This is a genomic window from Ciceribacter azotifigens (assembly GCF_048159625.1).
Lineage (GTDB): Bacteria > Pseudomonadota > Alphaproteobacteria > Rhizobiales > Rhizobiaceae > Allorhizobium > Allorhizobium azotifigens.
The window spans coordinates 131,411-156,172 of record NZ_JBLQTA010000001.1; the positions used below are offsets into that span (position 1 = coordinate 131,411).

The following is a 24,762-nucleotide window of genomic DNA, read 5'->3' on the forward strand; positions in this document are numbered from 1 at the left end:
TCCTCACTCCTCCGGCTCGGTCGTGAACATCAGCGGAAAGCCCGCCTGCTTTCCGAGTTCCGTCCCTTCCCTGGCCTTGGTCTCGGCGATGTCGCGCACATAAACACAGACGACGCAGCTTCCCTTCTGATGCGCCGTGATCATCACCCGGTAGCACATGTCCTCGCTCATGCGGAAAACCGCCTTGAGCACGACGACCACGAATTCCCGCGGCGTGTAGTCGTCGTTGACGAGGATGACCTTGTAGAGCTTCGGCCGTTCGATCCTGGGCTTGGTGCCTGGTTTCACCTTGACCGCAATATCATTGCCACTCATCGGAACGCTCCCGCGATGACAGATGGATGGGCAAAGCGCCTGAAGGCACGATATTGCCTCGCCGGCGGGCGTCATTCAAGGATTTCGCTCCTGGCGCTACGGCAGACGACACCGCAAAGCCGCCGAACGGTGCTCCGATCGCCGCTCCGGCGACGACAGCCCTTGACCTTGCCCCGCCCATTTCGCAAAAGGCAGCAACGGAATTCTCAAGCTGAGCAGGTATTCAAGCCATGGGCTTCAAATGCGGTATCGTCGGACTGCCGAATGTCGGCAAGTCCACCCTCTTCAACGCGCTGACCAAGACGGCAGCGGCACAAGCCGCCAACTATCCATTCTGCACGATCGAGCCGAACACCGGTGAGGTCGCCGTTCCCGATCCGCGCATGCCGAAGCTCGCGAAGGTCGCCGGCTCGAAGGAAATCATCCCCACCCGCATCTCCTTCGTCGACATCGCCGGCCTGGTGCGCGGCGCGTCGAAGGGCGAAGGCCTGGGCAACAAGTTCCTCGCCAACATCCGCGAAGTGGACGCCATCGTCCACGTCCTGCGCTGCTTCGAGGACCCGGACATCACCCACGTCGAAGGCCGCATCGATCCGGTCGGCGACGCCGACACGATCGAGACCGAGCTGATGCTCGCCGACCTCGAAAGCCTGGAGCGCCGCGTCGAGCAGACCCGCAAGCGCGCGACCGGCAAGGACAAGGAGTCCATGGCGCAGCTTCCGGTCATGGAAGCGGTCATCAAGCTGCTACAGGACGGCAAGCCCGCCCGCCTGCTCCTGAAGACGCTCGGCGCCGACGAGATCCAGATCCTGAAGGAGCTGAACCTCCTCACCTCGCATCCGGTCCTCTACGTCTGCAACGTCGCGGAGGCCGACGCCTCGACCGGCAACAAGTACACCGAAGCCGTCGCTGAGATGGCGAAGGAGCAAGGAGCCGAGACGGTCATCATCTCGGCTGCCATCGAGGCGGAAGTGGCCCAGCTTCCGGAAGAGGAATCGAAGGAGTTCCTCGCCGCACTCGGCCTGGAAGAGGCGGGCCTCGACCGGCTGATCCGCGCCGGCTATCACCTGCTCGACCTGATCACCTACTTCACCGTGGGCCCGAAGGAATGCCGCGCCTGGACGATCGTCCGCGGCACCAAGGCGCCGCAGGCGGCCGGCGTCATCCACAGCGACTTCGAACGCGGCTTCATCCGCGCATTCACCATCGGCTACGACGACTTCATCGCCTATGGTGGCGAAGTCGGCGCCAAGGAAGCCGGCAAGGCCCGCGACGAAGGCAAGGAGTATGTCGTCAACGACGGCGACGTGATCCACTTCCGCTTCAACACCTGAGCGGAGCCGCTCCGGTCACACAACAAAAAAGGCATCGCCACCCCCGTGGCGATGCCTTTCTCTTTTGAGCGGCGGGAGCGCCTACGCCTTCTTTGCCGGGCAGGAGGAGATGCCGAGCATCGAATAGAGCGGGCAGGTTCCGAAGAGCCCCGTCAGCAGGGGCACGATCCCGATCAGCGCGTAATAGCGCCACCACGCGCCCGGATAGTAGAAAAACAGCGACAGCAGGACGAGGCCGACGACAATGCGAACGACCCGGTCGACCGTCCCGACATTCTTGGCGAACATTGGCTTTCCTTTCCGTGTTGGAAGACATTTCGCAAGATCGCAGCATAGCCGAACGCCGCACCGCGTCAGTGACTTAGTCACGTCGTCTGAAACATGAAGCGAAGCTAGCCGGTCAGTCGGCAGACGCCATCCGCCGAAGCTGCACGGGATCGAGGATGCGGATCTGCCCGCGTTCGCTGCTGACGACGCCGCGGGCCGAAAGCGCCTCCAGCCGCCGCGACACCACCTCGCGCGCCGAGCCGATCATCGCGGCAAGCTCCTGGTGGGTGGCAACGACGATCCCTTCCGGGCGCGCCCGCTCGAGCAGCGATTTCGCAAGACGCCGCTCCACCTTCACGAAAGCCACCTGCTCCAGCAGCAGCATCAGTTCGGACAGGCGGCTGGCGAAGGCACGGAAGACGAAGCCGCGAAAGGCGGCGGAGGTCGCAAGCAGGTCGTCGAACACCTGCGGCGGCACCATGACTGCCACGAGGTCCGTTTCGGCGATCGCCTCACCCGTATACGGCGCACCGCCGAGCACGCCGAGCGTCGTCTGCACGCAGGTCTCACCGGGGCAGACGGAATAGAGGAGAAGCTCGCGGCCGTTGCGGCCGGTCATGTAGACACCGATCCGGCCGGAGAGAAGAATGAGAAAGACCTCGGCCCTGTCGCCCGGCCGGAAGAGCGTCGTGCGCTCCGGCACGTGCTGCGGCCTCAGGCTGCCGAGATGCGCGCGGACCTCCGGCTCCAGCGTGTGGAGAAAGCCTGCCTGATCGAGCCAACCCGCCATGGACCCTCCAGCGATTCCGGGGCATAAGACGCATTGTGCACACTTGGCGGACAGAGGAAACAGCGGATGCAGGCCGAACGGCTCCACTACGAGGACTTCACGCCCGGGCGACGCTTCGAGCTCGGACCGCGGACAGTGGCGACCGCGGAGATCATAGACTTCGCCAAGGAGTTCGACCCACAACCAATGCATCTTTCGGAAGAGGCGGGCCGTGCGAGCATTCTCGGCGGACTGTCCGCCTCCGGCTGGCATACGAGCAGCCTCTTCATGCGCATGATGATCGACAGCTACGTGCTGAACTCCGCGTCCGAAGGCGCGCCGGGGATCGACGTCATGCAGTGGCGAAAGCCGGTCATCGCCGGTGATACGCTGAGCGGCCATTCGACGGTCGAGGCCGCCCGGCCGATGCGTTCGCGCCCCGGCCTCGCGATCGTCACCTTCGGCCACGAACTCTTCAACCAGCGCGGAGAGCTCGTCCTTTCCGCCCGCAATTCGATCATGGTGCGTCAGCGCAACTCCGAAAAGGCTTCCGCATGAGGATGCTCGACCTCTACCCCGCCGGTACGCGCCTCGTGCTCGGTTCGGCGACCTTCTCCGCCGAAGACATCATACGCTTTGCCGAAAAGTTCGACCCGCAGCCCTTCCATGTCGACGCGGAAGCGGCGAAGAATTACGTCTTCGGGGCGCTGTGTGCCTCGGGCTGGCATACCTGCGCCTGCTGGATGCGATGCTTCGTTGACTTCTGGAGGCGAGAGACGCAGCGCCTTGCCGCCGAAGGCATCGCACCGCCGAGCCTCGGCCCCTCCCCGGGGTTCGCCGAACTGCAATGGCTGAAACCCGTCTATGCGGGCGATGTCGTCAGCTATTTGCTCACCAGCCTCGACAGCCGTCCGCTGGCCTCCCGGCCCGGTCTGGTTCTCAACACCGGCCTCGCCGAAGGGTTCAACCAGAACGGCGAACCGGTGCTGCGGTTCAAGAGCAATATCCTTGAATTCCTGCCGGAAGACGACGCCAGCCAGCCATAGCCATCGGGGCTCTCCGTGCCTCCGGCTTCAGTGGCCGGAGAATTCCACCAGCGTGCGCACCTCGACCCCCAGCGCCTCGAGCTTCTTGCGTCCGCCGAGGTCCGGCAGGTCGATGACGAAGCAGGCGGAGACGACGTCGGCCCCGATCTGGCGCAGCAATTGGACCGCGCCGACGGCGGTGCCGCCGGTTGCGATCAGGTCGTCGACGAGGATCACTTTCTCGCCCGGCTCGACAGCGTCCACATGCATCTCCATCTCGTCTACGCCGTATTCGAGGCTGTAGGCGATCCTGACCGTGTCGTGGGGAAGCTTTCCCTTCTTGCGGATCGGCACGAAGCCGGCGGAGAGCTGGTGGGCGAGAGCGCCTCCGAGAATGAAGCCGCGCGCCTCCATGCCGGCGACCTTGTCGATCTTCATGCCCGCATAGGGTTGCACGAGCGCATCGACCGCCCGTCGGAAGGCCCGCGGGTTGCCGAGCAGCGTGGTGATGTCGCGAAAGACGATGCCGGGTTTCGGGTAATCGGGGATCGAGCGGATGGAGGATGCGAGCTCAAGCGCGAAGTTGCTCATGGTCTGTCCAGTGTCATTCTCATTTCGGGAAGATTACGCCGGACAGTAGCAAGTCCGGCTTTTCCGACCAACAAAAAAGGCGGCCCGAAGACCGCCTTTCGAAGCACTGATCGCGAGGATCAGTGTTCCTTGTTGGCATAGACCGACTTCTTCGTCAGGTAGACGAGAGCGGTGAAGATCGCGAGGAACACCATGACCATGAAGCCAGTGTGCTTGCGTTCTTCGAGGTGCGGCTCGGCCGCCCACATCAGGAACGCCGAGACGTCCTTAGCGTACTGGTCGAGCGTTTCCGGCGAACCGTCGTCATAGGTCACCTGGCCGTCACTGAGCGGCGGAGCCATGGCGAGCGACGCGGCAGCAGCGAAGTGCGGGTTGAAGTAGGTGCCGTCGGCGACCGTGACGCCTTCCGGCGCTTCCTGGTAGCCTGTTAGCAGCGAGTAGATGTAGTCCGGACCACCTTCCTGATACTGGGTGAAGATATCGAAGATGAAGGTCGGGAAGCCGCGTTCGATGCCACGCGCCTTGGCGAGCAGCGACATGTCCGGCGGAGCGGCGCCGTTGTTGGCGGCAGCTGCCGCTTCCTTGTTCGGGAACGGCGACGGGAAGTGATCGGACGGAACAGCCTTGCGGGTGAACATCTCACCATCGGCATTCGGGCCGTCCTGGACTTCGTATTCGCCGGCGAACGCCTTGACCTGCTCTTCCGAGTAGCCGAGGTCCTCGAGCGTGCGGAACGAGACCAGGTTCATCGAGTGACAGGCCGAGCAGACTTCTTTGTAGATCTTCAGGCCGCGCTGAAGCTGGCCCTTGTCGTACTTGCCGAACGGGCCGGCGAACGTCCAGTCGACGTTCTTCGGCTTGAAGATCGGGTAGTGGCCGGCGGCCGCGGCGTGTTCGGCCGCCGCAGCCACGTCGGTTGCTTCCTGCGCGACCGCGGAAGTGGCGCCGAAGCCCGCAATGGCGGCGATCAGCGCGATGCTCGTTACAAGCTTTTTCATCTTATGATCCCTCTTTCGCGCGCTCAGGCCTGGGTTGCGGCAGACTTGCCGCTCTTTTCGAGAACCGCCTCGGTGATCGAGTTCGGAACGCGGCGCGGCTTTTCGAACAGGCCGAGCAGCGGCATGATCACGATGAAGAAGCCGAAGTAGTAGAGCGTGCCGAGCTGGGCCATCAGCGTGTAGAGGTCCGAAGGCTGACGCGAGCCGAGCCAGCCGAGCAGGATGCAGTCGGCGACGAACAGCCAGAAGAACAGCTTGTACCACGGACGGTAGACGGCCGAGCGAACCTTGGAGGTGTCGAGCCAGGGCAGGAAGAAGAGGATGATGATTGAGCCGAACATCACCAGAACGCCGCCGAGCTTGGAGTCGATCGGGCCGACGTTGAAGGTGATGGCGCGCAGCATCGCGTAGAACGGCAGGTAGTACCATTCCGGAACGATGTGGGCCGGGGTCTTCAGCGGATCGGCCATCGTGTAGTTGTCGGGGTGACCGAGGTAGTTCGGCAGGTAGAAGATGAACCAGGCATAGACGATCAGGAAGACCGAAACGCCGAAGGCATCCTTGAGCGTCGCATAGGGAGTGAAGGGAACGGTGTCCGTCTTCGACTTCACTTCGACGCCGGTCGGGTTGGTCTGGCCGGTGACATGCAGTGCCCAGACGTGCAGGACGACGACGCCGGCAATCATGAAGGGCAGCAGGTAGTGCAGCGAGAAGAAGCGGTTGAGCGTCGGATTGTCGACCGCGAAGCCACCGAGCAGGAACTGCTGGATCCATTCGCCGACCCACGGGAAGGCGGTGAAGAAGCCGGTGATGACGGTCGCGCCCCAGAAGGACATCTGACCCCAGGGCAGAACGTAGCCCATGAAGCCGGTCGCCATCATCAGCAGGTAGATAACCACGCCGAGGATCCAGAGGATTTCGCGGGGCGCCTTGTAGGAGCCGTAGTAGAGGCCGCGGGCGATGTGGAGATAGACGGCGATGAAGAAGAACGACGCGCCGTTGGCGTGCATGTAGCGCAGCAGCCAGCCGTGGTTGACGTCGCGCATGATCTTTTCGACCGAGTTGAAGGCGATCGTCGTTTCCGCGCCGTAGTGCATGGCGAGAACCACGCCGGTCAGGATCTGCACAACGAGCATCACCGACAGCATGGCGCCGAACGTATAGGCATAGTTCAGGTTGCGGGGCACGGGATAGGCGACAAAACTGTCATAGACCATACGCGGCAGAGGCAGCCGCGCGTCGATCCACTTCCCGAGGCCGCTCGACGGCTGGTAGCTAGAATGACCACTCATATTATGTATCCCCTCAACCGATCTTGATCACAGAATCGGAAACGAATGCAAAGGTAGGAACGGCAAGGTTCTGCGGGGCAGGACCCTTGCGGATACGACCGGCCGTGTCGTAGTGCGAGCCGTGGCAGGGACAGAACCAGCCGCCGAAATCGCCTGCCTGGCCGAGCGGAACGCAGCCGAGATGGGTGCAGGAGCCGACCATTACGATCCAGTTTTCCTTGCCTTCGCCGGCCGAACGGGCGATGTCGGTCGCTTCCGCGGCGGGATCGACGTTGGCGTTGCGGGCGACCGGATCCTTGAGATCGGTGAGCGCGACCTGCTTGGCCTCTTCGACTTCCTTGTCGGTGCGGTTGCGGATGAACACCGGCTTTCCGCGCCACTTGACGGTGAGCGACATGCCGGGCTCGAGCGCCGAAACGTCCACTTCGATCGAAGCGAGCGCGAGCGTCGAGGCGTCCGGACGCATCTGGTCGATGAAGGGCCAGGCAACCGCAGCGGCACCGACCACACCGGCCATACCGGTCGTCAGATAAAGAAAGTCGCGGCGAGAAGGCTCGCCCAAGGTCTCGCTATTGATGTCGTGTTCGCTCACGGTCAAACCATCCTCTTCGCAAAATTCTGCGATAAACCGCATTGCCTCCGCGACAGGAAGCCTGCGCGCAGACACAGTTGCGCCACAGATTCCCCGCCAATTTGGCGCGTTCTAAGCCCGATAACAAAATATGTCCAGCCTTGGCAGGGGGATGGGGGCACATTGTCGCGGAAAATCTTGGGACAGGTCCTTCCGCGTCACACGAGGGGCTTTCAGGCGACATCGGGCCTCCTCCGAAAGGCGTAGAAGGCGCCTCCCCACCTGTCATTCGTCAGCTTCGCCGCCTCCGGCAAGCCGCGTTTGAGGCTGCGTCACCACCATTCCGGCGAGACTTCCATGTTCAGCGTCGCGGCGCCGGCCCCGAGGCGGCGGATGCCCCGCCCTCGCCGTCCTCGCGCTCGCCCGCGCCGAGAAAGCCGCCGGACTGGCGCGCCCAGAGGTCGGAATAAAGCCCGCCCGCGGCGACGAGCTCGGCATGGGTCCCCTCCTCCACGATCCGGCCCCTGTCCATCACCACCAGCCGGTCGAGGGCGGCGATCGTCGACAGCCGGTGGGCGATCGCCAGCACCGTCTTGCCCTGCATCAGCCGGTCGAGATTGGACTGGATCGCCGCCTCGACCTCGCTGTCGAGCGCCGAGGTCGCCTCGTCGAGCACCAGGATGGGTGCGTCCTTCAGCATCACGCGGGCGATCGCGATCCTCTGGCGCTGGCCGCCGGAGAGCTTCACACCGCGTTCGCCGACATGCGCATCGAAGCCGCGGCGGGCCCGCTGGTCCTCGAGCCTCCGGATGAAATCGAGCGCCTCGGCCCGTTCCGCCGCCCGTTCGAGCTGTTCTTCATCAGCGTCATGGCGGCCGAACAGGATGTTGTCGCGGATCGAGCGATGGAGCAGCGCCGTATCCTGCGTCACCATGCCGATCTGCCGGCGCAAGCTTTCCTGAGTCACCGTCGCAATATCCTGCCCGTCGATCAGGATGCGCCCGCCTTCGAGGTCGTAGAAGCGCAAGAGGAGGTTGACCAGCGTCGACTTGCCGGCGCCAGAGCGTCCGACGATGCCGACCTTTTCGCCCGGCCGGACGGTCAGCGTCAGGTGGTCGATGACGCCGCTCTTCCTGCCGTAATGGAAGGAGACGTCCTCGAAGCGGATTTCCGGCCGCGCCACCTTGAGTTCCCCGGCACCGGGACGGTCGACGAGCGCCAGCGGCTTCGAGACGAGCTCGGCGGAGTTCTGGATCGTGCCGATATTGCGCATGATGCTGTTCATCTGCGTCATCATGCGGCCGAGCAGCATGTTGAGGCGCAGCACGAGACCAAGTGTGAAGGCGACGCCGCCGGCGGTGACCGCGCCCTTGAACCAGAGATCCACCGAAAGGGCGGCGACCATCAGGATCATCACGCCGGAGAGCGTCGCAAGCGCCGCACGCACGCCGGTCAGGAGCCGGGCGAAAGGCGTGAGCGTCGCCTGGAAACGGTCGAAGCCGGCGCGGATATAATGGTCATTCTCGCGCTCGCGGCCGAAGAGCTTCAGCGTCTGGATGTTGGAATAGCTGTCGACGAGCCGGCCGTTCAGCATCGACGCGACCTCCGCCGTCGCCCGCGCATGGCGGCGGATGCGCGGCACGAAATAGCGCGCGAGCACGAGGAAGATGACAACCCAGCCGGCGATGATCGCCGCCAGCCGCCAGTCGAGCTGGGCGACGAGCACCATGGTCGACACCGTGTAGATGACCATGAACCAGGCGACCTGCAGCAGCGAGGTCATGAGATCGCCGGTCGCCTGCCCCGCAGACCAGACCTTGGTGACGATGCGGCCGGAAAAATCGTTCTGGAAGAAGGAGAGCGCCTGCCGCGCCACGTGCATATGCGCCTGCCAGCGCACGAGATTGAAGAAGTTGAGGACGATCACCTGTTCCTCGACCAGCGCGCCGAGTGTCACCACCACGAACCGCACGACGAGCACGGTCAAGGCCATAGCAGCGAGTTCCACGCCGTGCGCTGCGATCAGTCCGTCCCAGCCGCCTTCCCGCGGCACGGTGTCGAGGAGGTCGACCAGCCGGCCGACGAACCAGAAGAGCGCCGCCTCCAGCATTGCGACGGCGCCGCCGAGGACGGCCATGGCGACGAAGGCCCATTTCGCCTGGCGCACGTAGAACCAGATGAACGCCGCGGTCCCTTCCGGCGGACGGAGGTCGTCCGAACGCGCAAAGGGGTCGATCCAGTTCTCGAAGAGGCGGGCGATCGGACGAAACAGCATGAAAGGGATATAGGCGGATTCCCACGCCGCGGAAAGGACGGCTGCCGCCGCACCACGGATGGATGCTGCAGCAGCCAGGAGGCATGAGTCCGTCGTCTTTGCCGGCGGCGGAGTTACTCCGCCGCCTGCTCCGCCTCGTCGAGGTCGAGATCGGCGAGGAAGCCGCCGGACTGGCGGTTCCAGAGATCGGCATAGATGCCGCCGAGCGCCACCAGCTCCTGATGCGTGCCGGTCTCGACGATACGGCCCTTGTCGAGCACGATCAGCCGGTCCATCTGCGTCAGCGTCGACAGCCGGTGGGCGATCGCGATCACCGTCTTGCCTTCCATGAGCGAGAACAGGCTCTCCTGGATCGCCGCCTCGACTTCCGAGTCGAGCGCCGACGTCGCCTCGTCGAGCACCAGGATCGGCGCGTTCTTGAGGAACACCCGGGCGATCGCGATGCGCTGCCGCTGGCCGCCGGAGAGCTTGACACCGCGTTCGCCGACCTGTGCGTCGAGGCCGGTGCGGCCCTTGTAGTCGACGAGCCCTTCGATGAACTCCCAGGCATTCGCCCGCTTCGCCGCCTCGATCACCTCCGCGTCGGTTGCCTGCGGACGGCCGTAGGCGATGTTGTCGCGGATCGAGCGGTGCAGGAGCGAGGTGTCCTGGGTGACGACGCCGATCATCGACCGCAGGCTATCCTGCGACACCATCGCAATGTCCTGCCCGTCGATCAGGATCTTTCCCTTCTCGAGATCGTAGAAGCGCAGAAGCAGGTTCATCAGCGTCGTCTTGCCGGCGCCGGAGCGCCCGACCAGACCAACCTTCTCGCCCGGATTGACGACCAGCGAGAAGTCCTCGATGACGCCCTTCGCCTTGCCGTAGTGGAAGCGGACGTGATCGTAGACGATCTCCCCCTTTTCCACCGTCAACGCCCTCGCGCCGGGCGCATCGACGACGTCGTGCGCCTTGGTCATCATCTTCATGCCGTCATAAACGGTGCCGATGTTCTCGAAGAGCGCCGAGACCTCCCACATGATCCACTGTGACATGCCGTTGACGCGCATGGCGAGGCCGATGGCGATCGCAATCGCCCCGACCGAGATCGAGCCGCCCAGCCAGAAGGCGATCGACAGCGATCCGACGGCGAAGAGCGCGATACAGTTGTTGACGTAGACGAGGACGTGGAAGAGCGTCACCATCCGCATCTGCCGGTGCACGGTGACGAGGAACTCGTCCATGCCGTTGCGGGCATAGTCTTCCTCGCGACCCGCATGGGAGAACAGCTTCACCGTCGCAATATTGGTGTAGCTGTCGACGATCCGGCCCGTCATCATCGAGCGCGCATCCGCCTGATCGGCCGATACCTTCCGCAGCCGCGGAACGAAATAGCTGACGATCGACACGTAGACGACGATCCAGATGACGAGCGGCGTGACGAGCCTCAGATCGGCCGAGGCGACGATCACGATCATCGAGATGAAATAGGTGATGACGTAGACGAAAACGTCGAGCACCTTCATCACCCCTTCGCGCACCGCAAGCGAGGTCTGCATGACCTTCGTCGCGACGCGCCCGGCGAACTCGTTGGCGAAGAAGGTCATCGAGTGCCGAAGCAGGAAGCGGTGCATCTGCCAGCGCGCGATCATCGGCATGTTGCCGAGCAGCACCTGGTGCATGATGAGCGAGTCGATCGCCACGACGAGCGGCAGCCCGACGAGCACGACGAGCGCCATGCCGATGAGCCGCGGGGCCTCCGACTGCAGGAAGGTGTCGCGATCGGCCTTGGAGAGCCAGTCGACGATGTCGCCGAGGAAACGGAAGAGCGTCACCTCGCCGACGGCGATCAGCGCGGTGCAGATCGCCACCCCGAGGAGCCAGGGGGCCGCCGGCTTTGAATAATACCAGCAGAAGCGGAAGAGCCCTTTCGGCGGCAGCGTCGGAACGCCCGCCGGATAGGGATTGAGTCGCTGTTCGAACCAGCTAAACATGAATTTCTCCAGTCGTCTTGCCCCTGTCCACACCGGGCGGCGCGTGCCGCAACAAACGGAATCAGGGGTTTGAACGGACGGCGCAAGCCATCGAGAATGCGCCTTGAACAAAACGGAAAATCAGAAAAGGAGCGAGCTGATCGCTACCACGCCGCCGGATACATATCCGGGACCGGGAGGCAAATAACGCCAGTGGGTATCATCAATGCCTCCCTGTTGCGTGTTGAAGAGATGCGAAACGTAGCCGTCTCGCGCCGAATTGAAAAGCATCAATCTGCTCCTTCTGCACGCATCGCCGCGGCGGTGTTGCCCGCTGACCACAGATCGCCCGTCCTCCGAACCGGCACTTGAGCTTGCGGTTCCACCTGCCCTAAGGATGTCGCCATGACCTTTCTGCGCATCGCCCTCTACCAGCCGGATATTCCCGGCAACACCGGCACCATCCTTCGCCTCGCCGCCTGCCTCGGCCTCGGCGTCGATATCATCGAGCCGGCCGGCTTCGACATCTCCGACCGCAACCTGAGGCGCGCCGGCATGGATTATCTCAACGCCGTCTCGCTCGCCCGCCACGTCAACTGGGAACGCTTCGAGGCCTGGCGGGCGACGACCGGCCGCCGGCTGGTCCTCGCATCGACCAGGGCCGCAACGCCCTACGCCGACTTTGCCTTCCGTCCCGACGACATCGTTCTCTTCGGCCGGGAAAGCGCCGGCGTTCCCGATCTCGTCCATGACACCGCCGAGGCGCGCATCATCATCCCGATGGTGCCGGGCCAGCGGTCGATCAACGTCGCGATGTCGGCGGCGATGATTGCCGGCGAGGCCCTGCGGCAGACCGGGTTCGCGCAAGGCTGACCGCCGGCCGGCACTTCCGCCACCCTTGGAAAAACGCTTGTCTCACCGTATAAGACCTCAACCAATATTGAGGTCAACATGGTCGCGAAAAAATCATATCCCGAAATGCCGCGGCGCGAACTGAGCGTCGGCGAGGTCGCCGAACGCAGCGGCGTTGCCGTCTCGACACTGCATTTCTACGAAGCCAAGGGTCTGATCCACAGCAACCGCAATCGCGGCAACCAGCGCCGTTATCCCCGCTCGGTGCTCCGGCGCGTCGCCGTCATCAAGGTTGCACAGAAAACCGGCATTCCGCTTGCCGAGATCGGCGAGGCGCTCTCCGTGCTGCCGCACGACCGGCCACTGACGGCCGACGACTGGAGGCGGCTTTCTGAACGCTGGCGCGATGCGCTCGATCGGCGGATCGATCAGCTGCAGTCGCTGAGGGACCACCTGACCGGCTGCATCGGCTGCGGTTGCCTGTCGATGAGCGACTGTCCGCTCAGGAATCCGATGGACGCACTGGCCGAAAAAGGTGGAGGGCCGCACCTGCTCGAAAGTTGAAGACGACTGCGGCAAACACGCGCTTGGCGAAGTCCGGCCGCTGTGTCATGCTGCAGCGCGAAAGAACGACGAGGTGGCCTTATGTTCGATACGGCATTCACCCTGGGCTTGACGCAGTTCGCGCGCAGCCTGAGCTTTCCCGAAAGACTGCAGCGCCGGCCGTTCCGCAACGTGGCGCTGGAAGCGCTGAGAGCCCGCAACACCGGTCTCGACGCTCTCTTCTATGACGTGAAGGCGCTTTCGTCCGAGGAGGTCTTCTATATCAGCGACTCCATCACCGCCGAGGGACTGATCATGATCGTTCCGCCGACCGGCGGCGGAATGCTGACCTTGTGCGACAGCGTCGACGAATACCTCCTGCGCGGCGGCAAGGACGTCCATGTGCTGGCGATCGCCGGCGTCGGCGGTTCGGCCATAGGCGCGGCGGCCTTCGCCCGCAATGTCGCGGACGCGGTCGACGCGCCGGTCGCGGCGATCGTCTCCGGCTATGGCCTCGGAGACGTCGTCGTGGAGACGATGGGCGGAAGCTTCTTTTTCGGCTGGCTCGGACATTTCCGCAGCCAGATGGAAACGCTGGACGATGCGGTCGGCCGCCCGCAGCTCGGCGCCTATGCACAGCGCCACCTGAAGCCGGGGACCGGGCACCGCTCCTGCCTCGACGCGGACACGGCGGCCGAACTGCTCGGCGATCCGCGCCTTTCATTCCACATGCTGGCTGCCCATTCGAGCGGCAACCGGGCGCTCTCCGAAGCGCTCTACCGGCTGCGGCGCACCAACCGCCAGCGCCTCCGCACGCTTGCCGAGGGACTGCGCATCGTGACCTTCGGCGGACGCATCGTCATGCCGCCGGAGTTCACCGACGTCGTCGACGTGGTCGGCGAACTCGACTGGTATGGCGAAGTCAATTCGCGTCCGCAGATCGGCACCGATATCCGCGTGCCGCTTGCCGGACATTCGACGAACACGGACCTGCCGGGTTCGCTGCAGGTCACAAAGGTATTGCGGGAGATCGTCGGGAAGAGCCTGCCCGCCGTCGTCGAGACCGCCGCGCCGGCTCCGGCGGACGTGCAGCCTCTTGCAGAGAACATCCCCGTCGAGGAAGCCGCCGACACCGCGAAGGACGAGGTGGTCCCGACCGCGCCGGAAAGCGCCCCCGTCGCAGCCGCCAAACGGAGAACGGCCGCAAGGCGCAAGCCTTCGAAGACGGATTCCATCCACTGACGGATGTCCCGGGCCTGACGGCCGAAAGAAGTCGTCAGCGGAACAGGTCGGACAGTGCCCGCATGTCGCCGTTGGCGATATTGAGGCCGGCCGCCTGAAGCTGGTCGCGAACCTGCAGCGCCGCACGCATGGCCTCTTCCCCCGTCATTGCGGTTTCGATGCGTTCACCGACGGCGCTTTCGGTCAGCTCCCGAATGCCGTCGAGCAAGCGGTCGTCGCCGGCAATGTCCTTGCGCATCGAGCCGAGCGAGGCGCGGGCCTCGTAGAGACCGGTCAGCATGCTGTCGACGGCGGCGATCATTCCATCGAGCTCCGCCGAACTGGTACTGTCGGCAAGAGCGACCTCGCGCACCGGCGAGGAGGTTGGAACGGCGGCGTTGGCGTCGAGAAGGAAATAGGCGTAAGTGCCGCCGCTGCGGGTCAGCCCGGCATGGGCGCGCGTGAGAACACCGTCGGCCGCGTTCTCGCTGCTGGTGACCACGGACCGGCCGGTATCGAAGTCCGCGAGGTTGACGGCAAGCTCGCCCGGTCCCGACCATGACACCGAGGCGATGACGGAATGCACCTTCGGCCGCTGCCCCGCCTCGAGATGGAGCCAGTTCTGTCCGTCATAGGTGCTCGAGGCGGCGGTCGCCGCCAATTGATCCTTGAGCACGACGATCTCCGCATTCAGCGCATTGCGGTCGGCGCCTGGCGAGCGGGCCTCTATCAGCCGGTCGCGGATGTCCATGACGATGCCGGTGGTCGTTTCGATGCCGAGAGCGGCGATATCGGTCAGCGCGGCGGCACGCCCCGTCGCGTCCGCGGCGCTCGACAGCGACAGGCCTCCCGTCCCGAGGCTTGCGGTAATCGACCAGTAGCCGTCGTTCTCGGCGGGCGCGTCGACCTTCCGCGCGGCGACGGCGCGAGCCGGCACGACCGCGGATGTCGTGACGCGTTCGCTGGCGCGCGCGAACGTTGCGGCTGGGGACAGGGGCTGCAGGAGACTCATTCTCTCTCGGTACTTTCCGGAATCATGGCGGACGGATGCCCGGAGAGTGGCAAGCGGGCCTTTCGAAAAGTTTCAGACCATGGATAAAGTTTTATCGATCCCTGCCGCCGGCAGGACAAAACGCCGGATAGAACCAGAAAAGGTCAGTCGGAGGATGGAAGGCGCCGCATGGTGAACTCGATGCGGTCGCCGTCGAGCTGTCGCCAGCTTTCGACCTCGGTCCAGTAGGCGGCCTTGGGAAAGGCGTCGAACCATTCCTTGGCCTTGGCTCTCGCTTCCTCCCGCGACAGGCAGAAGGTCTCGCGAACAAAATGCCCGGTCTCGGAACGGGACTTCGCCCGCCGATGTTTGGCAATTTCCTTCCTGAGACCGTCGAGCGGCGGCAAGCCGGGTATCTTCGTCATGAAACACCTCGCCTGCCTTGAAATGTAGTCGCGCAGCCGCCTGTTTGCGAGTCGAAATTCGGGGGATGGCGGGGAGCGTCTCTGGCTCGCCGTCGGGTGACCTGCTAAGCCATGGGGCGATGCGGCCGACTCGTCAAGGACGGCCGGAGACAAGGATTTGCAGAATGGAAAGACCCGACCTGCCACGGGAATTGCCCGAGAACATCGAAGAGAAGAAGAACGAGGCGCGCGCCTGGTTCGAGACGCTGAGGGACACCATCTGCGCCTCCTTCGAAACGCTCGAACAAGAGCTGGCGGGACCGCTTTCCAACCAGCCGCCCGGCCGGTTCGTCGGCAAGGACTGGCTGCGCGAAGGCGGTGCCGGCGGCGGTGGCCGGATGTCGATGATGGAAGGCCGCGTCTTCGAGAAGGTCGGCGTCCACACCTCGACCGTCTACGGCGAGTTCTCGCCGGACTTCCGCAAGCAGATGCCCGGCGCCGAGGAAGATCCGCGGTTCTGGGCTTCCGGCATTTCGCTGATCGCCCATCCGGTCAATCCGAACGTTCCCGCCGTCCACATGAACACCCGCATGGTGGTCACGACCAGCCAGTGGTTCGGCGGCGGTGCCGACCTCACGCCGGTGCTCGACAGACGGCGAACACAGGAGGACCCCGACAGCCGCCTCTTCCACCGGGCGATGGAGATCACCTGCAACAAGCATGCCGCCGTTGCGGATTATCAGCGCTTCAAGACCTGGTGCGACGAATACTTCTTCCTCAAGCATCGCAACGAGCCGCGCGGCATCGGCGGCATCTTCTTCGACTGGCTGCATTCCGGGCCAGAACAGGGCGGCTGGGCGGCCGATTTCGCCTTCGTGCAGGATGTCGGCCGTGCCTTCAATCTCGTCTATCCGCGCATCGTCCGCTCGAACTTCAACAACGACTGGACGGAGGCCGACCGCGACGAACAGCTCGTCCGGCGCGGACGCTATGTCGAGTTCAATCTTCTCTACGACCGCGGCACGATCTTCGGGCTGAAGACCGGCGGAAACGTCGAGTCGATCCTGTCCTCGATGCCTCCGGTCGTGCGCTGGCCGTGAGCACTGCCCCGGCAACCAATTCACGGCTTCTAACAAAATTTATAGTTTAGTGATCCCTAATGCCATGCTATCCTTCCCGCAGTCTGCAGGAGGAGAAATGCAATGGCTCGTTCGATTGGCACTGCCACTCCGAAGAACAAGGAAAACGCTGCCGAAGCCGAACGCATCATCGACCTTCTCGCCGAAGAACTCAGGGCCTCCGGCGGAGTCGACCTTCCCCACTCCTACTTCGTGGAACAGGTCAGATTGCGTCTTGCGGGGCGCGATTTGAGCACGCTCGACACGGTAGACACGGCACGAGCGCTGATCCGCGGCTGGAAGCCGAGGGCGGCCCCATCAGTGTTCAACGCCTGGGCCATGCCCGAGCAGGTCTAGCCGCTTATTCCGGCAGCCCTTGCCGACCGTCGTGCCGGCGGGAGGGAACCTATGACCAATCCCGCCGATTATAATGAATTGGTCGAAACCAGAACAAAGAGGAGAAGGCCATGAAGCTGTTTGAATGCGGTTCGCTCGTACCCGGCTGCCCGTGGCATACCCGGGCGGACGAGGAGGCGGAGGTTGTCCGCCGCGCGGTCGAGCATATGCGGACCACGCATGGCGAAACCATCATCCGCGAGAACATGATCGAGAACATCAAGGCCCGCATCGTCACCACGGAGAAGGCGACGGCCTGACCCCGCTCAGGAAATGCTCATCTCTTCCAGCCGGGCGAGCAGCCTCGCCCGGTCCATAGAGAAATTGCCGGCAACCCATTCCGATTCCAGCGCTTTCAGCGTCCTTCCAACCGCCGGTCCGGGTGGAATGCCGGCGGCGAGCAGGTCCGCGCCGCTGATAGGAAACGACGGCTTTTCGAAGGCTTCGGCCCGTTTCAGAAGCGCCGAGAGTCGCGCCACCCGTGACATCACCGCCGGATCGTCCTCGCCCTTTGCCCGCACCGTCGCAAGCTCGAGCTTGAGGACCGTCGTGAGCCCTTCCCTGCCATGACGGTAGAGGTCGCGATCGAAGGCGGCATCCTTGACTGCGACGTCCGGCTTCGGCGCATGCGCGAAGTGATCGAGGAAGCGCGCCTCCGCCTTCGACATCCGCAGCCGCTCGGCCATGGCGGCGAGCCGCGCGGCATCCTTCGGCACGATTGCCGCAAGCCTCAGCATCGGATCGGGATGCCAGCCGAGCGCCGGTTCGGCGGAAACCAGTCCGTGGATCGCGTCGATCCCCCACTTCTCCGTCTCCGGCAGGATCTCGGTGAGTACACCGGACTGGCGCATCCACAGAAGCGCACGACTCGGGTCGGAGGCCTTGAGCAGTTTCTTCAGTTCCGACCAGATCCGTTCGGCCGAAAGCGTTGCGAGCTTGCTGCGCGCGCGCATGCAGGCCTTGAGCCCTTCGGCGTCAGGCCGTCCGGCGCCGTAATGAGCGAAGAAGCGGAAGAATCGCAGGATGCGCAGGTAGTCTTCGGCAATGCGTTTGTCGGCGTCGCCGATGAACCGCACCGTCCGCGTCTCGACGTCCGGGAGGCCGTTGACGAGGTCGATCACCTCTCCCGCCCGGTCGACGTAGAGGGCGTTGATCGTCAGGTCCCGCCGCTCCGCATCAGCCTGCCAGTCCGCACCGAATTTGACCGTCGCCCGCCGCCCGTCGGTCTCCACGTCATGGCGAAGCGTCGTCACCTCGAACGGCTTGCCGTCGACGACCAGCGTCACCGTGCCGTGGTCGATGCCTGTCGGCACGGACTTGATGCCGGCGGCCTTCGCCCGCGCGATCACTTCCTCCGGCTCCAGCGTCGTCGCAATGTCGATATCGGCGACGGGAAGCCCCATCAGGCTGTTGGGGGGGGNCGAACGGCTTGCCGTCGACGACCAGCGTCACCGTGCCGTGGTCGATGCCTGTCGGCACGGACTTGATGCCGGCGGCCTTCGCCCGCGCGATCACTTCCTCCGGCTCCAGCGTCGTCGCAATGTCGATATCGGCGACGGGAAGCCCCATCAGGCTGTTGCGGACGGCGCCGCCCGCAACCCGCCCCTCGCCGCCCTCTGCATTCAGGAGGTCCATGACACGGATGAGTGCCGGGTCGCGAAACCAGGGCTCCTGCGACAGGTTGGTCATGCATAGAGCCTTTCATAAAGCGTGCGGATGATGCCGGCGGTGATGCCCCAGATGTAGCGCTCGCCATAGGGCATCACATAGTAATGGCGGAGGATACCGCGCCAGTCGCGGCTGTCGCGCTGGTGGTTTTCCGGGTTCATCAGGAAGGAGAGCGGCACTTCGAAGACGCTTTCCACCTCGTGCGGATTGGGCGTGATGGTGAAGCCGCGGCTGACGACGGAGAGCACAGGGATGATGCGGAAGCCGGTCGCCGAGAGATATTGCGGAAGCCGTCCGACCGTTTCGACATAGGTGGGGTCGAGGCCGATCTCCTCCTGCGCCTCGCGCAGCGCCGCCTCCTCGGGCGAGATGTCGGTGTCGTCGATGCCGCCGCCGGGAAAGGCGATCTGGCCGGAATGCTTGCGCAGCCGCGTCGTCCGCTGGGTGAGGATCACCTTGGCACCATCGTCGCCGTCGTCGACGACCGGGACGAGCACCGCCGCATCCTTGAACTGAAGCCCTTCGATCTCCTGCAGCGTCTCCGGATTGAGCAGATGGTCGCCGTGCTCGCGCCAGGCATGTTCGAGCGGTGCGCCGATCTGGTTCAGCGCCCTGTGCCGGAAGTCGGCGGCGGAAAAGCGGGGGGTGAGCGTCGAAAGGGTCATCGCGACAGCATGTCCAGTTCGTCCGCCCGCATGACGGGAAAGATTTCGCCGGCGGAGCGGACCGCAAACATCTCCACCCCGTCGATTTCAATCACCTCGCCGCGCTCGACGAGATCGTACATGACGGCGCGCGACACCAGCGCCTCCAGCCGGCCGCGCACGTTGAGATAGGGCTTCAATTCATGGTTCTCGCCGTGAATGACGAAACGCAAGGGGTGGTCCGGCCCCGCCTCGACGACGTCGCCGACATTGGTGCGGAAGGTAAGCACCGGTTCGCCGTCGCGTTCGCCGGACACCATCTCGACAGCCAGGAACGGCGCATCCTCGACCCGGATGCCGACCTTCTCGACGGGGGTCACCAGATAGGTTTTGCCGTCCTCGTCCTTCCTCAGAACGGTCGAGAAAAGACGCACCAGCGCCTCGCGTCCGATCGGCGTTCCCATGTAGAACCAGGTCCCGTCGGCGCGGATTTCCATGTCGATGTCGCCGCAGAACGGCGGGTTCCAGCGCTCGACCGGCGGCAGCCCCCTGCCCGCGGTCTGCGTGGAAGCACGCGCGACCAGCGCCGCCAGTCCCGCCGCATCCGTCGTTGCCTTCAGGGTTTCGCCTGCCATTTTTGCGTCCCGGTTTGCCGATATTCGCTGTCTGTCACGAGATAGTCATTCCGCGCACGCTTGTCAGCCGCCGATTGGGGAATAACTTCTTTTAGATGCGACGGAAGAACGGCGGCATGGTACGAATGTCCTGACGCCGGAACCAGAGGGAGAAGATCATGGGCATGATGAAGTCGGCCGAACCCTTGCTCGACGAAAAGGCCATCATCGCCGCGGCCGAGAAGGCGCTGTCCGACATCGCCGAGGTGCGCCGGGAAGTCTCCAAGGTGATCTTCGGCCAGGAGCGCGTCGTCGAAAACACGCTGCTCGCCATCCTCTCTGGCGGCCATGCCCTGCTCGTCGGCGTACCGGGCCTTGCCAAGACCAAGCTGGTCTCGACGCTCGGCAGCGTGCTCGGGCTGGAGGCGAGCCGAATCCAGTTCACCCCCGACCTGATGCCCTCCGACATTCTCGGCACCGAGGTCATGGACCAGGACGAGACCGGGCGGCGATCCTTCCGTTTCGTCAAGGGTCCCGTCTTCGCACAACTCCTGATGGCCGACGAGATCAACCGCGCAAGCCCGCGCACCCAGTCGGCACTCTTGCAGTCCATGCAGGAGTACCACGTGACCATCGCCGGACAGCATTACGACCTGCCCTCGCCCTTCCACGTGCTCGCGACCCAGAACCCGCTGGAGCAGGAAGGCACCTATCCGCTTCCCGAAGCGCAGCTCGACCGTTTCCTGTTGCAGGTCGACGTCGGCTATCCGGAGCTTTCGGCGGAACGGCAGATTCTGCTCGAAACCACCGGCGTCACCGAGGCGAAGCCGTCGAGCGTCATCGATGCGGCACGCCTGATCGACATCCAGAAGCTGATCCGCCAGATGCCCGTTTCCGAGACCGTGGTCGACGCGATCCTGGCGCTCGTCCGCTCCGCCCGCCCGGGCCACGGCAACGCCGGCACCGACAAGAACGTCGCCTGGGGTCCCGGCCCGCGCGCCGGTCAGGCGCTGATGCTCTGCGCCCGTGCCCGCGCGCTCTATGAGGGGCGGCTCGCCCCCTCGCTCGACGACGTCATGGCGCTCGCCGAGCCTGTTCTCGAACACCGCATGGCGCTGACCTTTGCCGCCCGCGCGGAAGGCATGACGGTGCGCGACGTCATCCTCGACCTCGTGAAGCAGGCGCGGGGCTAGAAAGGCGGTCAGCGTGGCAGCAATCGGCCAGATCGTCGAGCAGACCTCCGGAAGCGATGCCCTGACGCGTGCGCGCCAGCGCGCCGCGCTCGTTCCCGACTGCATGGTCGAGGCGCGGCGGATCGCCAACACGGTGATCGCCGGCTGGCACGGTCGCCGCAAGCGCGGCATCGGCGAAAATTTCTGGCAGTTCCGTCCCTATGCGGAAGGCGAGAGCCTCTCGCGCATCGACTGGCGGCGCTCGGCCCGCGACGACCATACCTATGTCCGCGACCGCGAATGGGAGGCCGCGCACACGGTCTGGCTCTGGGCCGACATGTCGCCATCGATGATGTACCGCTCGTCCTTCGCACCCGTCTCGAAGGAAGGGCGCGCACTCGTCATCATGCTGGCGCTCGCCGAAATCCTCGCGCGCTCGGGCGAGCGCATCGGGTGCCCGGGCGTCATGGATCCCGTTTCCTCGCGCAATGCCGCCGAACGCCTCGCCGCCGCGATCATGCACGCGCCGCCGACCGCGGGCCTGCCCGAAACGGCGATGATCCGCGGGATCAGCGACATCGTGCTCATCGGCGATTTCCTCGACGATGCCGACCGGATCATGGAACGGATCGCCCCGCTTGCCCGGCGCGGGTTGCGCGGCCACGTCGTCGAGGTCGCCGACCCGGCGGAGGAATCCTTTCCCTATAGCGGGCGGACGATCTTCACCGACCCGGAAACCGGCGAGAAGCTGGTCTCCGGCCGCGCCGAACGGCTGCAGGAAGACTATCGCCGCGCCTATTTCGCCCGACGTGAAAGCCTCGGCGAAGCGCTCAGGCGGCTCGGCTGGAGCTTCGTCGCCCACCGGACCGACCAGCCCGCCTCGCAGGCGCTCGTCGCCGTCCATATGTATCTCTCCGGCAATCCGCCGCAGCCTGCGGGAGGAGCGCGATGAGCTTTCTTCCCCTCGCCTTCGGGACGCCGGCCGTCCTCATCGCGCTCGCAGCACTGCCGCTCATCTGGTGGCTCCTGAAGCTCACGCCACCTCGGCCGCGGACGGAGGTTTTCCCGCCGCTGCGCATTCTCGCGACCGTCCTGAAGCGGGAGGAAACGCCGGACAAGAGCCCCTGGTGGCTGACGCTCCTCCGGATGGTGATCGCCGCCCTCGTGATCCTCGCGCTCGCCGATCCGGTGCTCAATCCGCGGACCGCATCCGTTTCGGGCGACGGCCCGCTGGTCCTGCTCGTCGACAACAGCTGGGCGGCGGCCGCCGACTGGGATCGCCGCGTTGCGACGGCCGAGGGACTGATCGCCGAGGCTGACGGCGAAGACATTCCGGTCGCGATCGCCTTTACTGCCGACGCCACCCACGACGCGGTGCCGGCGACGGCCGCCGCCGCGCTGAAGAAGCTGCGCGCCGCCGGACCGAAACCGCTGAAACCGGATCGTCCGCGCGCCGTGACAGCTCTCAAGGAGGCGCTCGACGGAACCGCGCCCGGCTCGCTCGTCTTCCTCAGTGACGGTGTCGCCGCCACGGCCGACGACGACACGGTCACACAGCTCGCCGCGCTCGCGCCCCGGCAACTGCGCCTCGTCGAAGGCGACGGACGCGGGGCCGTCGCGATCACCAACGCCGTGAACGGTGCAAACGAACTGGACGTCACGGTTTCCCGGCTGCCTTCCGCCGGCGAGAGCCGCCTGACGATCGATGCGCAGGACCGGCAGGGGCGCGCGATCGCCACCGGCGAGGCACGCTTTTCGGCGGGCGAGACGATCGCCAAGGCGACCGTCGCCGCCCCGTTCGAACTGCGCAACGACTTCACCCGGCTAACCGTCACCGGTGCCGCCAATGCCGGCGCCACCCATCTGCTCGACGACGGCTTCCGCCGCCGGCGCGTGGCGATGATTTCCGGCGAACCGGACGACGGCTTCCAGCCTTTGCTCTCGCCGCTCTATTACACCGAGCGTGCGCTCGCGCCCTATGCCGACCTGATCCGCTCGAACAATGCCGATCTTGCCGCCGCGATCCCGGAACTGCTGGCGCAGAACCCCTCGGTGATCATTCTCGCCGACATCGGCCGCTTGCCCGGCGAACTCTACGAGCCGCTCCAGCGCTGGATCGCCAAGGGCGGCACCGTCATCCGCTTTGCCGGCCCGCGGCTCGCCGCCGCCCCCGCCGATGATCCGCTGTTGCCCGTCGTGCTAAGGCAGGGCGAGCGCGTGCTCGGCGGGGCCATGTCCTGGGCCGAGCCACAGCCGCTCGCCGATTTCCCAAAGACCGGTCCGTTCGCGGGCATGAAGAAGCCGGAAGGCGTGCTGATCAAGCGCCAGGTGCTGGCCGAGCCTACCCCCGATCTTCAGGAACGCACCTGGGCGAGCCTCAACGACGGGACGCCGCTGGTGACAGTCAAGGAGAACGGCGCCGGCCGCATCGTCCTTTTCCACGTCAGCGCCGAGGCGACCTGGTCCGACCTGCCGATCTCGGGTGAATTCGTCGAGATGCTGCGGCGGATCGTGCAACTGTCGCACGCCGCCGCGGGCGCCGGGGACAACGGCACAGTCGCGGCGACGCTGCCACCCTACCGGCTGCTGACGGCGCGCGGCGCGATGACCACCGACACCGCGACGGCGAAACCGATCAATCTCGGCGCCGGCCGCCCAGCCGCCGCAACCTTCGACAATCCGCCCGGCCTCTACGGCAGCGAGGATGGCTTCGTTGCCCTCAACCTCCTCGAACCCGGTGCCGAACTCCTGCCGCTCCCCGTCGATCCGGCGGCTGCCGTGACCCGCGAGACGCTCGCCGGCGATGCCGCGACGCCGCTGAAGCCGACGCTGCTCGCGCTCGCCTTCCTCCTGCTTCTCGCCGACAGCCTCATCGTGCTCTTCATGAACGGCGTCTTCAGCGGCAGGCGCCGCCGCCAGGGTCTCGCAGCGGTGTTTGCCCTGACCACGGTCCTCGCCTTCCACCCCGACAGCAGCCACGCCGCCGATGCCCGTCCCGGCGACGAAAAGCTTCTGGAGCGGCTCGACAACACCCATCTCGCCTATGTCGTCACCGGCGAACAGGACGTCGACAGTCTCTCGGAGCGCGGACTTGCCGGGCTCACCGAATTCCTGACCTACCGCACCACGCTCGAACCCGCCGAGCCGGTCGGGCTGAACCTCGAGACCGACGAGCTGTCCTTCTATCCGATCATCTTCTGGCCGGTCTCGGCGACGGCGCCCATGCCCTCGGCCGCCGCGATCAACCGGATCGACGCCTATATGCGCGCGGGCGGCACCGTCCTCTTCGACACGCGCGACCAGTATGCGAGCTTCGGCAACGAGGAAGGCCCGAGCGCGAACGGCGAGCGGCTGCGGGCGATCCTTGCCAACATCGACATTCCGCCGCTCGAACCGGTGCCGTCGGATCACGTGCTGACGCGCTCCTTCTACCTGCTGACGGGCTTTCCCGGCCGCTACAGCGGCAGCCCGCTCTGGGTGGAAGCACGCCAGGAGGCGCGAAACAGCAATAGCGGCGTGGTTTCATCGGCTGACGGGGTTTCGCCCGTCCTCATCACCGGCAACGACCTGCTCGGCGCCTGGGCGATCGACGCCAACGGCGCCTCGATGCTGCCAACCGTGCCACCCGATGAAAGGCAGCGGGAACTCTCCTTCCGCGCCGGCGTGAACATCATGATGTACATGCTGACCGGCAACTACAAGGCCGACCAGGTGCACATCCCCGCCCTGCTCGAACGGCTGGGGCAGTGA

27 protein-coding genes are annotated in these 24,762 nt (G+C 65.0%); 12 read left to right on the forward strand and 15 right to left on the reverse strand.

Annotation, left to right across the window (positions count from 1 at the left end; all coding sequences use genetic code 11):
* Positions 1–3: 3 nt before the first annotated feature.
* Positions 4–315, reverse strand: coding sequence for an ATP-dependent Clp protease adapter ClpS (gene clpS, locus ACM6UT_RS00675; protein ID WP_416795452.1), 312 nt, complete (start codon positions 313–315; stop codon positions 4–6).
* Between the two features lie 230 nt (positions 316–545).
* Between clpS and ychF the strand changes: the two genes are divergently transcribed.
* Positions 546–1,649, forward strand: a complete 1,104-nt coding sequence (gene ychF / locus ACM6UT_RS00680; protein ID WP_416795453.1) for a redox-regulated ATPase YchF — start codon at positions 546–548, stop codon at positions 1,647–1,649.
* 81 nt (positions 1,650–1,730) lie between these two features.
* Here ychF and ACM6UT_RS00685 read toward each other — a convergent pair whose 3' ends face one another.
* Entirely contained in the window at positions 1,731–1,937 is a 207-nt protein-coding gene (locus ACM6UT_RS00685) for a YgaP family membrane protein (RefSeq protein WP_129332347.1), read from the reverse strand.
* Between the two features lie 112 nt (positions 1,938–2,049).
* A complete protein-coding gene (locus ACM6UT_RS00690; protein ID WP_416795454.1) occupies positions 2,050–2,706 on the reverse strand; it encodes a Crp/Fnr family transcriptional regulator in 657 nt (218 codons plus the stop codon).
* A gap of 66 nt (positions 2,707–2,772) precedes the next feature.
* Between ACM6UT_RS00690 and ACM6UT_RS00695 the strand changes: the two genes are divergently transcribed.
* Together ACM6UT_RS00695 and ACM6UT_RS00700 are read left to right on the forward strand one after the other, a co-directional pair.
* Positions 2,773–3,243 carry a MaoC family dehydratase gene (locus ACM6UT_RS00695; RefSeq protein ID WP_416795455.1) on the forward strand — a complete coding sequence of 157 codons (471 nt, stop codon included), beginning with the start codon at positions 2,773–2,775 and terminating at the stop codon, positions 3,241–3,243.
* Positions 3,240–3,731, forward strand: coding sequence for a MaoC family dehydratase (locus tag ACM6UT_RS00700; RefSeq protein ID WP_416795456.1), 492 nt, complete (start codon positions 3,240–3,242; stop codon positions 3,729–3,731). The genes ACM6UT_RS00695 and ACM6UT_RS00700 overlap by 4 nt, the downstream gene beginning before the upstream one ends.
* A 27-nt stretch (positions 3,732–3,758) precedes the next feature.
* Here the strand turns inward: ACM6UT_RS00700 and ACM6UT_RS00705 are convergent, their stop codons facing one another.
* From ACM6UT_RS00705 to ACM6UT_RS00730, 6 genes are all read right to left on the reverse strand, one after another.
* Positions 3,759–4,301, reverse strand: coding sequence for an adenine phosphoribosyltransferase (locus ACM6UT_RS00705; RefSeq protein WP_416795457.1), 543 nt, complete (start codon positions 4,299–4,301; stop codon positions 3,759–3,761).
* Between the two features lie 119 nt (positions 4,302–4,420).
* Positions 4,421–5,299 (reverse strand): cytochrome c1, encoded by an 879-nt coding sequence (locus ACM6UT_RS00710; RefSeq protein WP_416795458.1) that lies wholly within the window; start codon positions 5,297–5,299, stop codon positions 4,421–4,423.
* A gap of 23 nt (positions 5,300–5,322) precedes the next feature.
* Complete coding sequence (locus ACM6UT_RS00715; protein ID WP_416795459.1) at positions 5,323–6,591, reverse strand: cytochrome b; 1,269 nt, start codon at positions 6,589–6,591, stop codon at positions 5,323–5,325.
* A gap of 13 nt (positions 6,592–6,604) precedes the next feature.
* Positions 6,605–7,183 (reverse strand): ubiquinol-cytochrome c reductase iron-sulfur subunit, encoded by a 579-nt coding sequence (gene petA / locus ACM6UT_RS00720; RefSeq protein WP_416795460.1) that lies wholly within the window; start codon positions 7,181–7,183, stop codon positions 6,605–6,607.
* A 340-nt stretch (positions 7,184–7,523) separates the two neighbouring features.
* Positions 7,524–9,437, reverse strand: coding sequence for an ABC transporter ATP-binding protein (locus ACM6UT_RS00725; protein ID WP_416795461.1), 1,914 nt, complete (start codon positions 9,435–9,437; stop codon positions 7,524–7,526).
* Between the two features lie 113 nt (positions 9,438–9,550).
* Positions 9,551–11,410, reverse strand: a complete 1,860-nt coding sequence (locus ACM6UT_RS00730; protein WP_416795462.1) for an ABC transporter ATP-binding protein — start codon at positions 11,408–11,410, stop codon at positions 9,551–9,553.
* A gap of 384 nt (positions 11,411–11,794) precedes the next feature.
* Here ACM6UT_RS00730 and ACM6UT_RS00735 point away from each other — a divergent pair, with 384 nt between their 5' ends.
* The 3 genes from ACM6UT_RS00735 to ACM6UT_RS00745 all read left to right on the forward strand — a co-directional run bounded on the left by ACM6UT_RS00735 (position 11,795) and on the right by ACM6UT_RS00745 (position 14,026).
* The gene (locus ACM6UT_RS00735) at positions 11,795–12,262 is read left to right on the forward strand and encodes a tRNA (cytidine(34)-2'-O)-methyltransferase (RefSeq protein WP_416795463.1); all 468 of its coding nucleotides are present in this window, start codon (positions 11,795–11,797) and stop codon (positions 12,260–12,262) included.
* Between the two features lie 78 nt (positions 12,263–12,340).
* Positions 12,341–12,805, forward strand: a complete 465-nt coding sequence (gene soxR, locus ACM6UT_RS00740) for a redox-sensitive transcriptional activator SoxR (protein ID WP_416795464.1) — start codon at positions 12,341–12,343, stop codon at positions 12,803–12,805.
* A gap of 81 nt (positions 12,806–12,886) precedes the next feature.
* Entirely contained in the window at positions 12,887–14,026 is a 1,140-nt protein-coding gene (locus tag ACM6UT_RS00745) for a cell envelope biogenesis protein OmpA (RefSeq protein ID WP_416795465.1), read from the forward strand.
* Positions 14,027–14,060: 34 nt separating this feature from the next.
* Here the strand turns inward: ACM6UT_RS00745 and ACM6UT_RS00750 are convergent, their stop codons facing one another.
* Entirely contained in the window at positions 14,061–15,017 is a 957-nt protein-coding gene (locus ACM6UT_RS00750; RefSeq protein WP_416795466.1) for a flagellar hook associated protein, read from the reverse strand.
* 143 nt (positions 15,018–15,160) lie between these two features.
* Positions 15,161–15,421 (reverse strand): hypothetical protein, encoded by a 261-nt coding sequence (locus ACM6UT_RS00755; protein WP_416795467.1) that lies wholly within the window; start codon positions 15,419–15,421, stop codon positions 15,161–15,163.
* Positions 15,422–15,585: 164 nt separating this feature from the next.
* Here ACM6UT_RS00755 and hemF point away from each other — a divergent pair, with 164 nt between their 5' ends.
* From hemF to ACM6UT_RS00770, 3 genes are all read left to right on the forward strand, one after another.
* Positions 15,586–16,500 (forward strand): oxygen-dependent coproporphyrinogen oxidase, encoded by a 915-nt coding sequence (gene hemF / locus ACM6UT_RS00760; protein ID WP_416795468.1) that lies wholly within the window; start codon positions 15,586–15,588, stop codon positions 16,498–16,500.
* A 102-nt stretch (positions 16,501–16,602) separates the two neighbouring features.
* Positions 16,603–16,875 carry a hypothetical protein gene (locus tag ACM6UT_RS00765; RefSeq protein ID WP_416795469.1) on the forward strand — a complete coding sequence of 91 codons (273 nt, stop codon included), beginning with the start codon at positions 16,603–16,605 and terminating at the stop codon, positions 16,873–16,875.
* A gap of 110 nt (positions 16,876–16,985) precedes the next feature.
* Positions 16,986–17,174: a DUF1059 domain-containing protein gene (locus ACM6UT_RS00770; protein WP_416795470.1), complete on the forward strand. Its 189-nt coding sequence runs from the start codon at positions 16,986–16,988 to the stop codon at positions 17,172–17,174.
* A gap of 6 nt (positions 17,175–17,180) precedes the next feature.
* Here ACM6UT_RS00770 and ACM6UT_RS00775 read toward each other — a convergent pair whose 3' ends face one another.
* The 4 genes from ACM6UT_RS00775 to ACM6UT_RS00790 form a co-directional block, all read right to left on the reverse strand.
* Positions 17,181–18,263 carry a CCA tRNA nucleotidyltransferase gene (locus tag ACM6UT_RS00775; RefSeq protein WP_416795860.1) on the reverse strand — a complete coding sequence of 361 codons (1,083 nt, stop codon included), beginning with the start codon at positions 18,261–18,263 and terminating at the stop codon, positions 17,181–17,183.
* On the reverse strand, positions 18,148–18,603 hold the full coding sequence (locus tag ACM6UT_RS00780; protein WP_416795471.1) for a hypothetical protein: 456 nt from the start codon (positions 18,601–18,603) through the stop codon (positions 18,148–18,150). The genes ACM6UT_RS00775 and ACM6UT_RS00780 overlap by 116 nt, the downstream gene beginning before the upstream one ends.
* Positions 18,600–19,247, reverse strand: coding sequence for a CoA pyrophosphatase (locus ACM6UT_RS00785; protein ID WP_416795472.1), 648 nt, complete (start codon positions 19,245–19,247; stop codon positions 18,600–18,602). Before ACM6UT_RS00785 ends, ACM6UT_RS00780 begins: the two co-directional genes overlap by 4 nt.
* A complete protein-coding gene (locus ACM6UT_RS00790; RefSeq protein ID WP_416795473.1) occupies positions 19,244–19,861 on the reverse strand; it encodes a DUF1285 domain-containing protein in 618 nt (205 codons plus the stop codon). Before ACM6UT_RS00790 ends, ACM6UT_RS00785 begins: the two co-directional genes overlap by 4 nt.
* Positions 19,862–20,019: 158 nt before the next feature.
* Between ACM6UT_RS00790 and ACM6UT_RS00795 the strand changes: the two genes are divergently transcribed.
* The 3 genes from ACM6UT_RS00795 to ACM6UT_RS00805 are packed head-to-tail and all read left to right on the forward strand — an operon-like array spanning position 20,020 to position 24,762.
* Positions 20,020–21,033, forward strand: coding sequence for an AAA family ATPase (locus tag ACM6UT_RS00795; protein ID WP_416795474.1), 1,014 nt, complete (start codon positions 20,020–20,022; stop codon positions 21,031–21,033).
* 13 nt (positions 21,034–21,046) lie between these two features.
* Positions 21,047–21,964 (forward strand): DUF58 domain-containing protein, encoded by a 918-nt coding sequence (locus tag ACM6UT_RS00800; protein ID WP_416795475.1) that lies wholly within the window; start codon positions 21,047–21,049, stop codon positions 21,962–21,964.
* Positions 21,961–24,762 carry a DUF4159 domain-containing protein gene (locus ACM6UT_RS00805; RefSeq protein WP_416795476.1) on the forward strand — a complete coding sequence of 934 codons (2,802 nt, stop codon included), beginning with the start codon at positions 21,961–21,963 and terminating at the stop codon, positions 24,760–24,762. The genes ACM6UT_RS00800 and ACM6UT_RS00805 overlap by 4 nt, the downstream gene beginning before the upstream one ends.

Excerpts from the sequence above, each read along its gene's own strand:
- ACM6UT_RS00700 (WP_416795456.1), top strand. The coding sequence starts at position 3,240 with ATGAGGATGCTCGACCTCTACCCCGCCGGTACGCGCCTCGTGCTCGGT.
- soxR (WP_416795464.1), top strand. The coding sequence starts at position 12,341 with ATGGTCGCGAAAAAATCATATCCCGAAATGCCGCGGCGCGAACTGAGC.
- ACM6UT_RS00805 (WP_416795476.1), top strand. The coding sequence starts at position 21,961 with ATGAGCTTTCTTCCCCTCGCCTTCGGGACGCCGGCCGTCCTCATCGCG.
- ACM6UT_RS00770 (WP_416795470.1), top strand. The coding sequence starts at position 16,986 with ATGAAGCTGTTTGAATGCGGTTCGCTCGTACCCGGCTGCCCGTGGCAT.
- ACM6UT_RS00790 (WP_416795473.1), bottom strand. The coding sequence starts at position 19,861 with ATGGCAGGCGAAACCCTGAAGGCAACGACGGATGCGGCGGGACTGGCG.
- ACM6UT_RS00745 (WP_416795465.1), top strand. The coding sequence starts at position 12,887 with ATGTTCGATACGGCATTCACCCTGGGCTTGACGCAGTTCGCGCGCAGC.
- ACM6UT_RS00710 (WP_416795458.1), bottom strand. The coding sequence starts at position 5,299 with ATGAAAAAGCTTGTAACGAGCATCGCGCTGATCGCCGCCATTGCGGGC.
- clpS (WP_416795452.1), bottom strand. The coding sequence starts at position 315 with ATGAGTGGCAATGATATTGCGGTCAAGGTGAAACCAGGCACCAAGCCC.
- ACM6UT_RS00725 (WP_416795461.1), bottom strand. The coding sequence starts at position 9,437 with ATGCTGTTTCGTCCGATCGCCCGCCTCTTCGAGAACTGGATCGACCCC.
- ACM6UT_RS00705 (WP_416795457.1), bottom strand. The coding sequence starts at position 4,301 with ATGAGCAACTTCGCGCTTGAGCTCGCATCCTCCATCCGCTCGATCCCC.
- hemF (WP_416795468.1), top strand. The coding sequence starts at position 15,586 with ATGGAAAGACCCGACCTGCCACGGGAATTGCCCGAGAACATCGAAGAG.
- ACM6UT_RS00785 (WP_416795472.1), bottom strand. The coding sequence starts at position 19,247 with ATGACCCTTTCGACGCTCACCCCCCGCTTTTCCGCCGCCGACTTCCGG.
- ACM6UT_RS00735 (WP_416795463.1), top strand. The coding sequence starts at position 11,795 with ATGACCTTTCTGCGCATCGCCCTCTACCAGCCGGATATTCCCGGCAAC.
- ACM6UT_RS00715 (WP_416795459.1), bottom strand. The coding sequence starts at position 6,591 with ATGAGTGGTCATTCTAGCTACCAGCCGTCGAGCGGCCTCGGGAAGTGG.
- ACM6UT_RS00765 (WP_416795469.1), top strand. The coding sequence starts at position 16,603 with ATGGCTCGTTCGATTGGCACTGCCACTCCGAAGAACAAGGAAAACGCT.
- ACM6UT_RS00755 (WP_416795467.1), bottom strand. The coding sequence starts at position 15,421 with ATGACGAAGATACCCGGCTTGCCGCCGCTCGACGGTCTCAGGAAGGAA.
- ACM6UT_RS00750 (WP_416795466.1), bottom strand. The coding sequence starts at position 15,017 with ATGAGTCTCCTGCAGCCCCTGTCCCCAGCCGCAACGTTCGCGCGCGCC.
- ACM6UT_RS00730 (WP_416795462.1), bottom strand. The coding sequence starts at position 11,410 with ATGTTTAGCTGGTTCGAACAGCGACTCAATCCCTATCCGGCGGGCGTT.
- ACM6UT_RS00695 (WP_416795455.1), top strand. The coding sequence starts at position 2,773 with ATGCAGGCCGAACGGCTCCACTACGAGGACTTCACGCCCGGGCGACGC.
- ACM6UT_RS00795 (WP_416795474.1), top strand. The coding sequence starts at position 20,020 with ATGGGCATGATGAAGTCGGCCGAACCCTTGCTCGACGAAAAGGCCATC.
- ACM6UT_RS00685 (WP_129332347.1), bottom strand. The coding sequence starts at position 1,937 with ATGTTCGCCAAGAATGTCGGGACGGTCGACCGGGTCGTTCGCATTGTC.
- ACM6UT_RS00690 (WP_416795454.1), bottom strand. The coding sequence starts at position 2,706 with ATGGCGGGTTGGCTCGATCAGGCAGGCTTTCTCCACACGCTGGAGCCG.
- ychF (WP_416795453.1), top strand. The coding sequence starts at position 546 with ATGGGCTTCAAATGCGGTATCGTCGGACTGCCGAATGTCGGCAAGTCC.